Raw genomic sequence first — 13,409 nt, forward strand, 5'->3', positions numbered from 1 at the left:
GTATTCGTCGGAACCTTGCTGTCATGACTACCATACTCATTCCCTACTTAATTGCCATTACTTTACTTACGCTTACTCCTGGCTTAGATACGACTTTAATTATTCGTACCGCTACACTTGAGGGTAAATCTAAAGCGTTCCAAGCAGCTCTAGGAATTAGTCTTGGCTGTATCGCTTGGGGAGTTGTCGTGGCCTGCGGTTTAGGCGCTCTACTTATGGCATCTGATTTAGCTTTTAATATTCTAAAATGGATGGGAGCTGCTTATCTCGCATGGCTTGGTTTAAATATGATTTTAAAACCACGTAACCAACTCGCAGACATGCAAGAAAATAGTTCCAATCGCCCTACTTCAGAGAATTGGTTCATTAAAGGTTTCTTTGGCAATTTACTCAATCCTAAAGTTGGCATTTTCTATATTTCATTTCTTCCGCAATTCATTCCAGCGCAAGCATCGGCTGTTACTTGGGTAATGGGACTTGTAATGATTCATGTGGTGATTGGAATAATATGGTCAACTTTATTAATTTTAGCTATGCAACCACTTTCACGTTATTTAAAACAACCTAAATTTGTAAAATATATGGACCGAATTACGGGCAGTATTTTTGTGTTGTTCGCATTGAAATTAGCTTTCAGTAAGAGATAAATTTTAAAAAGCGTGCTAACACATAGCACGCCAAATAATAGCTAAAGATTTACATGAAGTTTTTTAAGTAGTTTTCTATTTGGACTGCAACTTCATCGGCATGTTTTTCTGCTAATTGATGGTCCCCACCTTTCACAACATATAACGTCGACTTTTCAAACTTTTGATTTAAATATTGACCTACCTGAACTGGGCTCACTGGATCGTTATCGCCCCAGATTAATAAAGTTTCAACATTTATATCTGGCAAAAACTCTTCGTAGTTAGCATGAGTGGTAACAAACCAATCTGGATATTTTAAAAATGTTTGGCTATATGCTTCACGCCAGTCTTGAACATTAAATGGTTTAAGGTTGATTCCACCAGAAGTAGCAATTAAGACCAGCCCTTTCACCAAATGAGGTTTTTGTAGCGCTGCGGCAACGGCAAAAATCCCACCCATAGATTGGGCAACAATGATAGATTCTTCATTAATTTGATCGACCACATAATTTGTTAGGTCTTCAAAACTCTTCACTTCAAGGGATTCTGGTGTATCGCCAAAACCGGGGTAACCAATAATTTTTGTACGGTATTGCTGAGGTAATTTTTCAATTAAAGGATGCCAAAATGCAGTACTGCCTGATGCACCAGGTAAGAAAATTAAATTATTCATATTTTTTATAAAGTAATGAAATTAAAAAGTTATTGTACATATAAAAGAAAGCCTCTTTTATCACTTTAACTGATGAAAAGAGGCTACTATTTAGGCCATGCGATTAACCTTGGAAATAACGTAAATCCAAACGCCCATCATATACATGAGTTGTTGGACCAGTCATCCAGACTACATCACCTTCTTGCCATTCAATTTGTAGCTTACCGCCAGCAAGTTCAACTTCAACTGAGTTAGCAAGCAAACCACGGCGCATGCCACTGACCGCAGCAGCACATGCTCCTGTACCACAAGCTAAAGTTTCACCAACACCACGTTCAAATACACGTAAGCGAACATGTTTTTCATCAATCACTTGCATAAAACCAGCATTCACACGTTCAGGGAATCGTTGATGTGATTCAACTTGTGGGCCAATACCTGCTACATCAGCAGTGAGTACGTCTGGAACAATAGTGACCGCGTGTGGGTTACCCATGTTGACCACATCAATACTAATGTTTTGGTCATTTGCTAACTCAAGGGTATATAAAGCTTCTGGTTGCTCAGCAATGAATGGAATTTCATTTGGTAGAAACTTTGGGTAGCCCATATTTACGCGCACCCAACCATTTTGCCCAAGCTCTGGCTTTACAATACCTGCTTTGGTTTGTACGGTAATGTTGGTTTTATTGGTTAAATGACGCTCGTGTACAAAACGCGCGAAACAACGTACGCCATTACCACACTGTTCAACCTCAGAACCATCTGCATTGAAAATGCGATATTTAAAGTCAGCTTCTGGTAAATCTGGTGGCTCAACAATTAAAAGCTGGTCAAAACCAACACCAAAGTGTCGATCTGCCAAACGTTGAATGGTTGCCGTATCTAAGTAAGCTCTTTGGCTAATCAGGTCAACCACCATAAAGTCATTGCCTAGGCCATGCATTTTGGTAAATTCTAACAACATCTCATTTACTCCTCAGGCAATAAACGTTCTTTTTCCCAAAGCGACTCAACCGTTTCACGTTCACGAATTAAATAGCTCTTTTCACCTGATACCATGACTTCTGCTGCACGGCCACGCGTGTTGTAATTTGAACTCATGACAAAACCATAAGCCCCTGCACCGAGTACAGCCAACAAGTCATTTTCTTGTAATGCGAGTGAGCGATCTTTACCAATAAAGTCACCTGTCTCACAAATCGCACCAACCAGGTCCCATACTTTTTCTTCAGTATCGGTACGTGGCACAACAGGCTGAATATCCATCCAAGCTTCATATAAAGCAGGACGAATCAAATCATTCATTGCTGCATCAATAATGGCAAAGTTGCGATGACTTGTTGGCTTCAGTAAATCAACTTTGGTTAAAAGTACACCCGCATTTGCACTAATGCTACGACCCGGCTCCATATAAACCTTGAGACCTAACTTTTCTAAAGCTGGTTTCATAGAGTTTGCATATTCTTCAACACTTGGCGGTGCTTCATCTTTATAGCAAACACCTAAACCACCACCGATATCAATATGTTTAAGATTGATACCAAGTTTTTTCAACTCATCAATCATCAGCATGACACGGTCTAAAGCATCAACAAACGGTTTAGTTTCAGTGAGCTGTGAACCAATGTGACAATCAATACCTACAATTTCAAGATTAGGTAAAGAAGCCGCGTATTGATAAGTTTCATAAACTGTATCACTTGGAATACCAAATTTATTTTCTTTTAAACCAGTTGAAATATAAGGATGCGTTTTTGCATCAACGTCTGGATTTACACGTAATGAAATCGGCGCTTTTTTGCCTAAATGAGCTGCCACTTTTTGAAGGCGGTCTAATTCGGCATAAGACTCTACGTTAAAGCAAGCAATACCTACATTGAGTGATGTTTCAATATCTGCTTCGGTTTTACCTAAACCTGAAAAAACAACTTTAGATGCATCTCCACCCGCTTTTAAAACGCGAGCCAGCTCACCACCAGATACAATATCAAAACCCGCACCAAGTTTTGCCAAGACACTAAGAACCGCTAAATTTGAGTTAGATTTCACCGCAAAACAGATTTGATGATCAATAAAGTCAAAAGCACGGTCCATATCCAAGTAATGTTTTTCAAAAGCCGCTTTTGAATAAACATACAAAGGGGTGCCAAATTGCTGCGCAAGCTGCTCCATAGAACATTGCTCTGCATGCAATACTCCATTAATGCGAGTGAAACTCATGAATGTGTCCTTATTTCAAAGCTTAAGGTGATGTAGTTTGGTTTTGGGCTGATGATGACTCGACTGGCTGATCAGACTTTTCATCCTTTTGCACAGCTGGTTTTGATTCTTTATTACGATAAAGCAAGTATTTTGCACGGTTGTCATAATTTGGATCAGAAGGTAGCTGCAATGCTCCTGACTGACCACAAGCTGTAAGCAAAATACTGCTGCTCAATAAACTGATGAGGCAAATGACACGAAGCATCTGAGCACCTGATTTAAACAATTCGATGCAGTATACCGTGATCATGCAAGCGGCTAAAGAGTAAACTTAAAGAGAAAAACAATATGCATAAAAAACGCCAGCTTTTCAGCCAGCGTTTAGTCATAACCAAATAAATTTAATTACTTTTTATGACGCGGTTTATAAAAGAAGAAATAACCAATGATCAAGATAACAAACCAAATTGGGCTGACTTTAAGCGCTTTAAACGTGTCTGGCTCTAAAGACAACACGTAAATCATGCCAACAAAGAAAATAATCGTGATCCAACAGGTAAATAAACCACCCGGCAATTTAAATGTTGATTTGGCATGCAGTTCAGGGCGTGTCGTGTAGTAACGGATATAACTCCAGATAATAAGTAACCACACGCAAATGAACAAAATGGTTGAAAGAGTTGTTGCTAGAGTAAATGCTTCTACTGTATTAGGTACAAAATACTGTAATGCTGCACCTAACAATAAACACGCAGCAGAGAAATACAATGCATTTGCAGGTACTGCACGTCTGTTCAATTTACCAAAAGCTTTCGGTCCTTGATCTTCACGAGATAAACCAAACAACATACGACTTGTTGAGAATACACCGCTATTCATTGATGACATAACCGATGACAATACCACCAAGTTCATCAAGATTGCTGCCGCTGCAACACCTGCTTGGCTAAACAAGTTTACAAACGGGCTGATCGCTGGATCAATTCTGTTCCACGGCGTTACAGACATCACAATAAGCAATGCCAAGACGTAGAAGATAATGATACGAATTGGAATGGAGTTAATTGCTTTTGGCAAGTTACGTGCTGGATCTTTTGTTTCCGCAGCCGTTGTTCCCACAAGTTCAACACCAACGAAAGCAAAGATTGCAATCTGGAAACCAGCCAAGAAGCCATGCACACCTGTTGGGAAGAACCCACCATTCGCCCACAAATGAGTAAATGAAGCAACCTCACCCGTACTAGACGTAAAGCCAGTAAAGATCATCCATAGACCTACAGCAATTAAAATGATAATTGCTAAAATCTTAATGAGTGCAAACCAGAACTCTAATTCACCAAATAAACGTACTGTCAGTAGGTTTAAGCCCATAATAAATACAATCGCGGCAACACTAATCATTGCCCCTTCGACAGGCGAGAAAGGTAGACCATTATTGAAGAATTGTAAGTAGTAGATAATTGCAGAAAGGTCAGCGATACCAATCGTGATCCAACATAACCAGTATGTCCATCCCACAAAGTAACCCGCCCATGGACCGATTAAATCAGTGGTGAAGTCAATAAATGATTTATAGGCAAGATTTGAAAGAAGTAATTCACCAAGCGCGCGCATGACAAAAAACACCATCACGCCAATAATCAAATAAATGAATAAGATCGATGGACCAGCAAGACTAATTGTTTTGCCTGATCCCATAAATAATCCAGTACCAATTGCACCGCCAATCGCGATCAGCTGTAAATGCCGATTAGAGAGGCTTCGATGGAGTTCACCTTGTTCATGAGGCTCACTCAGATTTTGATTCGACATTTTATGAATACACTCCAGTAATTTTTTTAGTCCGTTAGCTAAATCCAAATCAAAAAGACGATATCGCACCATTTGCAGGTATCTTTTAAATGTATATTTTTTGACAACTTTTCAGCTAACCAATTTTGTCTGTATGGCTGATAATTTAAAGATACATACCATTAAATCTGATAATACGCACAAGAACCAAGCAATACAACGCACATCTTTGGAACATGCAGTTTCTCATTTAATGATCAATCTCATATAAAAAAAGGTGGTCAATATGACCACCTTTTGTGAGTTATGTTATCTCTAAAATTTAACTACCTGTTTTTTTCAACTGTGTATCTATTTCTTGTTTTTTCTTCAAGCGTTCCTCCCAGAATGTTGCATTTTTAATTCCTAATTTAATAGGATCAAAAGTGTATTCTTTTACTCCAGCTTTTTGTTGTTCTTCGTAATCCTTGAGTGCTTTAATCGTTGGTTTATAAATAAAGTAGGTGACTACGATACCAATAATATTAATCCATGCCATTAAACCTACACCAATATCACCAATACCCCAGATATAACCTGTCGCACTAAGCAAACCATAGCCTACAGCGAGAATGATTGAACATTTCACAATAAACAATAATGATGGTGATTTTGTAATGTAGCTCAAATAAGCAAGATTTGTTTCTGCTATATAGTAATAAGCTACGATGGTGGTGAAGGCAAAAAAGAATACGGCTAAAGCGACAAAGATCTGACCAAAATTACCAAAAATAGTGCTCACTGCTAATTGTGTAAATGCTGGTGAACCAATTTCAGTCGATGCGGGAACATTTTGAACAAGAAATTGACCTGCTTCTAAAGCCCCCTGAACATTATATTGGCTTGTCATTAAAATCATAAATGCAGTAGCAGAACAAACAATTATACTGTCAAAGTGAATTGAAAAAGATTGTACTAAACCTTGTTGAGCTGGATGTTGAACTTCTGCTGCCGCTGCTGCGTGTGGACCTGTTCCTTGCCCTGCCTCATTGGCATAAACACCACGTTTTACCCCCCAACCAATTGCAGCACCAAGACCCGCCATTGGAGTAAATGCATCAGTGAAAATTAGACTTAATACTTTTGGAAGATCTGAAATGTTAACCACAACAATGATTACAGCCATGAGGAAATAACCAATTGCCATGAAAGGTACAACCAGTTCAGCAAATTGAGCAATTCGTTTAATACCACCAAAAATGAGGATAGCAAGCAAACCAATTACGACAACTAAAGCAACCAGTTTATAAACACCTACATCACCAAAAACAATTGCACCTTCACCAGTAATCTGGGTAAAAGCTTTTCCTACTGCATTTGCTTGAATCCCCGGTAAAAACAAACCACAAGCAACAATTGCAGCAATAGCAAATACAATTCCCAACCAACGCTGACCTAATCCTCTATCAAAATAAAATGCTGGGCCACCACGATATTGTCCCTGATACTCAACTTTATAAAGTTGACCAAGTGTTGACTCTACATAAGCTGTACCAGCACCAAAGAATGCAACCATCCACATCCAAAAAACTGCACCAGGTCCACCAAAACCAATTGCTGCTGCAACACCCGCAATATTACCTACACCAATACGACCGGCTAGAGATACGGATAAAGCTTGAAATGATGAAACTCCCTGTTCTGAAGAAGTTCCTTTTATTAATAGTCTGGCCATTTCTTTAATTTGGCGGACTTGAACAAATCGTGTCAAAATAGAAAAGAATAAACCGACGCCTAAGCATAAGTAAATCAGCGCCTTACTCCATATAATACTATTAACCGAATCAACAATTTCTGCTGCACTCATAGATATCAACCTTTGTATTTTTAAAATACAATACTCATATTATTTTGTTCATTTTCAATTGAGCAATATCCATGCCATACCTATGATAAACCGTGATATAGACTTGAGTAAAAATACATTCCTTGGGGATAGCTTAGATTTTGTATAGGCATTTAAAACAAACCCTATCTGACTTGTAAAAATCTTATATCGTGTTATTTTTGGTGTCCTTCCTTTGTTAGTTCTTAAAAATATCCCTTCAAATTTCCTAATACTCTTTTATGAAAAATTAAGGGAAAATATATGAAGAATTTCCAAAGAACTATATTTCTATAATATCGAGCAAAATTTCAATTTTTTATGAGTAAAGTCAAAACTGTTTACCGTTGCGAGCAATGTGGTGCCGATCATCTTAAATGGGCTGGTCAATGTTCAGAGTGTGGTGAATGGAATTCTCTGACTGAAGTCAAACTCGAGCCGACTACAGCCCATCGCGCACGTCCTAAAATTGGGGGCTACGCAGGCCAAGTTGCCAATATCACAACACTAAATAAAGTTTCCGTTTCTCATGAAACCCGCTTACCTACAGGTATTAGCGAGTTTGACCGTGTACTTGGTGGTGGTTTGGTCACAGGCTCAGTGGTACTAATTGGTGGTGACCCGGGTATTGGTAAATCGACTATTCTTTTGCAAACAGCAACCTACATGGCAAGTGCAAAAAGCTCTGCACTTTATATTACGGGTGAAGAATCGTTGTCTCAGGTGGCTTTACGTGCTCAGCGCCTTGACCTGCCGACAGATCAGTTAAAAGTTATGGCTGAAACCTGTGTAGAACGCATTTGTGAAGTTTTAGAGCAAGAAAAACCTGTTGTTGCAATTTTAGATTCAATTCAAACGCTTTACACAGAAACGCTCCAATCTGCTCCGGGTGGTGTTTCACAAATTCGTGAATCTGCTGCTTTGTTAACCCGCTATGCAAAAAATAGTGGCACGGCACTCTTTATTGTTGGTCACGTGACCAAAGAAGGTGCACTTGCAGGTCCACGTGTTTTAGAACACATGGTGGACTGTGTACTTTACTTTGAAGGTCAGTCAGACTCACGTTATCGTATGATTCGTGCTGTTAAAAACCGTTTTGGTGCAGTTAACGAACTAGGCGTATTTGGCATGACCGATAAAGGCTTACGTGAAGTGGCTAACCCTTCTGCTATTTTCTTAAGTCGTTACGATGAAGCCATTCCCGGTTCAATTGTCATGATTAGCCGTGAAGGTACTCGCCCACTTTTAGTTGAAGTTCAAGCTTTAGTCGATGATGCGCAAGGACAACCACGACGTGTCGCACTTGGTCTTGAACAAAACCGCTTAAACATGTTGCTTGCTGTAATGCACCGTCATGGCGGTGTGCAAACTACAGGACAAGATGTCTATGTCAATATTGTCGGTGGTTTAAAAATTACTGAAACAGGTTCTGACTTAGCTGTTTTACTTGCCTGTGCTTCGAGTTTACGTACCAAAGCATTACCACAGCAACTTGCAGTTTTTGGTGAAGTTGGGCTTTCAGGTGAAATTCGCCCAGTACCAAATGGACAAGAGCGCTTGAAAGAAGCTGCAAAACATGGCTTTAAATACGTCATTTTACCAAGAGGAAACGCCCCACAAAAAGAGATTCCGGGCGTTCAAGTGATTGCTGTGGCACGCTTACATGAAGCCCTCACTGAAGCAATGCAACTCAGTGATGAATTGACATAAAAAAACATATTTTTATAGTTGAAATTTAGTGTAAATGGCTGCATAAATACAATTACAAATTAATTTTAAACAGGAATTTCCTATGGAAGTACACCAGCGCGGCTTGATAACGGGTATTTTAATGGCTGCTTTGGCAATTTCTCCGGTTGCTGAAGCAAAACGTGCAGGTGGTGGTAAAAGCCACGGCATGGCACGCTCTACCACTTCAAGCCAGTCATATCAACAACCTCGTCAAGTGGCTCCAGTTCAACAACCTGCTACAGCACCTCAAAGATCTGGTCCGGGTGTGGGTTCAATGGTTGCGGCTGGTGTAGCTGGTGCTGCCGTAGGTGCTGTTGCAGCACATGCTTTAGCTGATGATAAACCAACATCAACTGAACAACGTGTAACCCAGCCAGACAATCAGCAACAAGCTGCTCAACAACAAGAGAAGAAAGGTGGTATCCCAGGTTGGTTATGGGTATTACTTGCTGCTGCTGTTGCCTTTTTTGTATTTCGCAAATTTGGCGGGAAAAAAAAATTAGCAGCAAATAATCCGTATGCTCCAAACAGCAACGGTCAAAACACTTTTGGACGTTCGGCTACGCCAACTAACTCAAACGACAACACCAATATTTTTGGTCAGTCGGTTGCTGGCGGTACAGCTGCAACTCACGCTCCGTTTGGTGGTGCAACAACAAGTAACGGCAATCAGTTACCAGATGGTAGTGAGCCTGCTTCTTTCTTACGTGTTGCTCGTCAGCGTTTTAACCACATTCAGTCAATTAACAGTGCAAGTAACGTTGAAGAAATTCGTCGCTACTTAACACCTGAGCTTTATAACTCTATGTATAACGACATCATGGAGAATCAAGATCAGGACGTTGCTGAGTTTAGTAACTTAAATGCAATGGTTGTAGACAGTGCGACTGAAAATGGTCAATACATTGTGAGCGTACGCTTCACAGGTACAGTAAGTGAAGATTTAAATAGCTTGCCACAGCCATTTACTGAAATCTGGCACTTTGTAAAACCTGTTGGCTCTCAGCAAGACTGGGTTGTTGCAGGTATTCAACAAGCTTAATTTAACTAAGCTCTAAATAAAAAAGCCACAATATGTGGCTTTTTTATTTGCTCGCCCTCAGGCAATTTCGGCTGGAAATGCGATGACTTTTTCAATTTTAAGTTGATCGGTTGCAACCATAAGTAAACGGTCTATGCCTAAAGCAATTCCTGAACATTCAGGCATGTGAGGTAACGCAGCCAATAAGTGCTCATCTAAGGGCATGACATGAAGCCCTTGCTTAGCCCGTTCTGCATTATCTGCTTCAAAGCGTGAACGTAACACGTCTGCATCGAGCAATTCATCGTAAGCATTGGCAAGCTCTAAGCCTTCAATATAAACCTCAAAACGCGCTGCGACCTCTTCCCCATCTTCATCTACTTTCACTTTCGCCAAAGACGCCATTTCTGGTGGAAAGTCAGTTAAAAATACAGGTGCATCAAAACCTAAACTTGGCTCAACAAAATGAGAAAACAACAAATCCATATAAGCTAAGCGGTCATCGCCCAAATCGAGATTTAACCCAACACGATTTGCCGTATCTTTGAGTTGTTTCAAAGTGGCCTGCAAAGGGTTAATGTCTAAACGGTCCTGAAAAGCATGCTTATAACTTAAAATAAATGGACGCACTTCACCAAAGCGATGCTGCAAACAAGTTTGTAATAAATCGGCTGTTTCATGCATTAATGCTTTTAAGTCTAAACCCGGACGGTACCATTCAAGCATGGTAAATTCACTATTGTGTTTACGCCCGTGTTCATCATCTCGGAACACCTTACAGATTTGATAAATCGGCCCGCTACCACTTGCCAATAAACGCTTCATGGCAAACTCTGGCGAGGTTTGTAAATACTGAGTCTGCAACTTGCCATGAATATGACGCAAAGTCTGAACTGAAGCCAAATGCACATCGGTAACGCCTGCTTGTGAAACAATTGGCGTTTCGACTTCCATGACATCACGTTCTGCAAAGAACTGGCGAATTTGGTTATAAAGCTTAGCACGAGCCTTTAAAGCATCAATTGAACAAGTAGGTTGATAACTTAAACTCATGCCTGTGTCCCCCCATGTGCTGCCCATTCACGGCGCAGCGGATAATTTTTACGTAATAAATCAAATGCTTTTTGCTCTACTTTACCGTCTTTAACGCAGGCACGGATGTTGGCATCATCTTGAGCAATATCATAAATTTGAGCTAATTTTTGCTTTAAAACCGCTTTTAAATCATGTCCTGAAAAATAGTCTTCGCATGCAGGCAACTGAGTTTCAAAACGTTTATTGATGTCATATCCAAATTTTTGGCAAAACGCTTCATAAATCATTTGTGTACCGCGAGCCTTACCTTCGAGGCTATAACCTGCAATATGCGGTGTTGCCAACGCTAACATATTTAAAAGCTCATCTGATATCACTGGCTCATGTTCAAATACATCGAGCACGACTTTACGCTGGGTACGTTGAATGTCTTGCATTAAAGCGGCTTCTTTCACGACTGGACCACGAGCGCTATTAATTAAAATTGTGTTAGGTTGAAGCGCTGCAAAAGCATTTTCGTCAAACAAATGATACGTCGCATGCTCACCGTGTTTGGTGAGCGGTACATGAATTGAAATAGCATTGGCTTGTTGCAATAGGGTTTTAAAGCTTACATTTTCAATTGAATCTAACTGCACATAGGGGTCAAAACCAATGACGTTCCAGCCAAGCAACCGAGCCATATAGGCCAAACGTTTCCCCACGTTTCCAAGACCAACAATGCCTAGCGTAAATTTTTCTTGTTGTTCTAAAAAGTTCACATCTAAATGCAGTAAAGCAGTAATCACATATTCAGCAACCGCTTGTGCATTACAACCTGCTGCATTGGCCCATGTAATATCATGCTTTTCAAGGGCTTGAATATCTAAATGATCGGTTCCGATTGTGGCACTACCCACATATTTTAAAGCAGTGTTTTGAATTAAACTTTCGTTCACTGCGGTGACTGAGCGAACCAATAAAGCTTCAACATCTTTTACATCTGCGTGTATTAAGGTGCGCCCTGCATGGTGTTGAATATCGCCAAATTCTGAAAAAAAGTAATCGGTAAATGCCAAGTTTTCATCTGCGACGATTTTCATTGTCTGCAACTCATAGCTTATAAAAACGTTATTATCCTTTGAGTTGCAGCAAAGCACAATGTTCAGGGCGCTAAATTCACACAGGGTTTCTAAGTTTGGCTTATCTACAAACCACCGCCTAAATAAAAATAGGCCATGACCGCAAGTGTTATCCAAATTAGAATAATGAGTACAGCAACTAAATAATTTCGTGGTGCTTTTTCATGTTCCTCTAACCACTCATTCGCTTGCTGTTCTGCATCAAAAATGACTTGTTCTGGCGTAAAGCGAAGTGCTAACCAAATGAGTATGGGCAAAATAATCGCATCATCTACAAAGCCCAAAATAGGAATAAAATCTGGAATTAGGTCGATGGGACTAAAAGCATAAGCTACAGCCACTACAGCAATAACTTTAGGTAACCACGGCATTTGAGGATGTCTTGATGCAAACCAAAGCATAATAATCTGTTTTCTTAGACGTTTTGCCCATTCTTTTAATGATTGTAACCAAGACATTTTGACTGTCTCTGAACCTGTAGAGTTTTATCATAATCTATAAAATCTACTCATAGCTTAAAAGCAACAGAAATGTCAGATGAGCTTTGTTTTAAGACAAATATATTTTAAATGTCAGTATATAAAACAAACCTATCTCCCCTACAGAAACTTGCCAATGTCAGACCAGATTGTTTGGCTAAGTGAATAGCCATACTGGTGGGTGCTGAAATTGAAGCCAACAAACTGATATTCAATTGAGCACATTTTCGTATCAGTTCATAACTTGCCCGACTGGTCATGACCACAAAACCTAAACTGGTGTCGTAGTTTTCTTGGGCTAAATAACCAAGTAATTTGTCTAAGGCATTATGGCGTCCTACATCTTCAAATAAAGCCATGATTTGACCATCAACTACCCATGCTGCGGCATGTGCCCCACCTGTTAAAGCGGTAATTTCTTGCTGGGCTTTCAAATGGGAAATAGCATTCGGAATTTGCTCAAGCCATATTTTTGATGCATGCGTTGTAATTTTGGGAACATCTAACTGAAACTGCTCCAAACTTTCAATGCCACATAAACCACAACCTGTACGACCTACCATCATACGGCGGTGTTGTTTTAAAGCAGCAAATGCTCTCGATGAAATGGTCATTTCCACCGTAATGCCCAATTCACTTTGATGTACATCAAGCGCATATAGCTCTTTTAAACTGGTCAAAATACCTTCTGAAAGACTAAAACCTTTGGCAAATAATTTGACATCGGTTGGTGTTGCCATCATCACCGCATGTGAAATACCGTTATATACCAAAGCAATTGGGTACTCTTGCACAATATGATCTAAAACATTTTCAGATTCGGTTTTGTTAAACCGCTGTACTGGTAATGTTTCAACCCCATAAGCATGTGGTGTCAA

The 13,409-nt window shown here is 39.9% G+C and carries 13 protein-coding genes; 3 read left to right on the forward strand and 10 right to left on the reverse strand.

All coding sequences use genetic code 11. The features are described 5' to 3' along the window. Nucleotides 1–23: 23 nt before the first annotated feature. Nucleotides 24–647, forward strand: a complete 624-nt coding sequence (locus tag B554_RS0105875) for a LysE family translocator (protein WP_019457310.1) — start codon at nucleotides 24–26, stop codon at nucleotides 645–647. Nucleotides 648–696: 49 nt separating this feature from the next. Here B554_RS0105875 and B554_RS0105880 read toward each other — a convergent pair whose 3' ends face one another. The 6 genes from B554_RS0105880 to B554_RS0105905 all read right to left on the reverse strand — a co-directional run bounded on the left by B554_RS0105880 (nucleotide 697) and on the right by B554_RS0105905 (nucleotide 7,126). Then, entirely contained in the window at nucleotides 697–1,302 is a 606-nt protein-coding gene (locus B554_RS0105880; protein WP_019457311.1) for an alpha/beta fold hydrolase, read from the reverse strand. Between the two features lie 103 nt (nucleotides 1,303–1,405). Beyond that, nucleotides 1,406–2,251, reverse strand: coding sequence for a diaminopimelate epimerase (gene dapF / locus B554_RS0105885; RefSeq protein ID WP_019457312.1), 846 nt, complete (start codon nucleotides 2,249–2,251; stop codon nucleotides 1,406–1,408). Between the two features lie 5 nt (nucleotides 2,252–2,256). Continuing rightward, nucleotides 2,257–3,507 (reverse strand): diaminopimelate decarboxylase, encoded by a 1,251-nt coding sequence (lysA, locus tag B554_RS0105890; protein ID WP_019457313.1) that lies wholly within the window; start codon nucleotides 3,505–3,507, stop codon nucleotides 2,257–2,259. Nucleotides 3,508–3,529: 22 nt separating this feature from the next. Continuing rightward, nucleotides 3,530–3,754, reverse strand: a complete 225-nt coding sequence (lptM, locus tag B554_RS0105895; protein ID WP_019457314.1) for an LPS translocon maturation chaperone LptM — start codon at nucleotides 3,752–3,754, stop codon at nucleotides 3,530–3,532. A 140-nt stretch (nucleotides 3,755–3,894) separates the two neighbouring features. Next, a complete protein-coding gene (locus tag B554_RS0105900) occupies nucleotides 3,895–5,301 on the reverse strand; it encodes an amino acid permease (RefSeq protein ID WP_031944927.1) in 1,407 nt (468 codons plus the stop codon). Nucleotides 5,302–5,602: 301 nt separating this feature from the next. Next, a complete protein-coding gene (locus B554_RS0105905; protein ID WP_019457316.1) occupies nucleotides 5,603–7,126 on the reverse strand; it encodes an alanine/glycine:cation symporter family protein in 1,524 nt (507 codons plus the stop codon). Between the two features lie 339 nt (nucleotides 7,127–7,465). On the opposite strand from B554_RS0105905, the gene radA reads away from it, so the two are divergent. After that, complete coding sequence (radA, locus tag B554_RS0105910) at nucleotides 7,466–8,854, forward strand: DNA repair protein RadA (protein ID WP_019457317.1); 1,389 nt, start codon at nucleotides 7,466–7,468, stop codon at nucleotides 8,852–8,854. 82 nt (nucleotides 8,855–8,936) lie between these two features. Continuing rightward, complete coding sequence (locus B554_RS0105915) at nucleotides 8,937–9,917, forward strand: Tim44 domain-containing protein (RefSeq protein WP_019457318.1); 981 nt, start codon at nucleotides 8,937–8,939, stop codon at nucleotides 9,915–9,917. Nucleotides 9,918–9,974: 57 nt separating this feature from the next. Here B554_RS0105915 and epmA read toward each other — a convergent pair whose 3' ends face one another. The 4 genes from epmA to fdhD form a co-directional block, all read right to left on the reverse strand. Then, a complete protein-coding gene (gene epmA, locus B554_RS0105920; RefSeq protein WP_019457319.1) occupies nucleotides 9,975–10,949 on the reverse strand; it encodes an EF-P lysine aminoacylase EpmA in 975 nt (324 codons plus the stop codon). Further along, entirely contained in the window at nucleotides 10,946–12,013 is a 1,068-nt protein-coding gene (locus B554_RS0105925) for a 4-phosphoerythronate dehydrogenase (protein WP_019457320.1), read from the reverse strand. Before B554_RS0105925 ends, epmA begins: the two co-directional genes overlap by 4 nt. 104 nt (nucleotides 12,014–12,117) lie before the next feature. Beyond that, on the reverse strand, nucleotides 12,118–12,510 hold the full coding sequence (locus B554_RS0105930) for a YkvA family protein (protein ID WP_019457321.1): 393 nt from the start codon (nucleotides 12,508–12,510) through the stop codon (nucleotides 12,118–12,120). A 107-nt stretch (nucleotides 12,511–12,617) separates the two neighbouring features. After that, the gene (fdhD, locus tag B554_RS0105935) at nucleotides 12,618–13,409 is read right to left on the reverse strand and encodes a formate dehydrogenase accessory sulfurtransferase FdhD (protein WP_019457322.1); all 792 of its coding nucleotides are present in this window, start codon (nucleotides 13,407–13,409) and stop codon (nucleotides 12,618–12,620) included.

It is taken from the genome of Acinetobacter sp. GG2, assembly GCF_000292385.1.
GTDB classification, from domain to species: Bacteria; Pseudomonadota; Gammaproteobacteria; order Pseudomonadales; family Moraxellaceae; genus Acinetobacter; species Acinetobacter seifertii.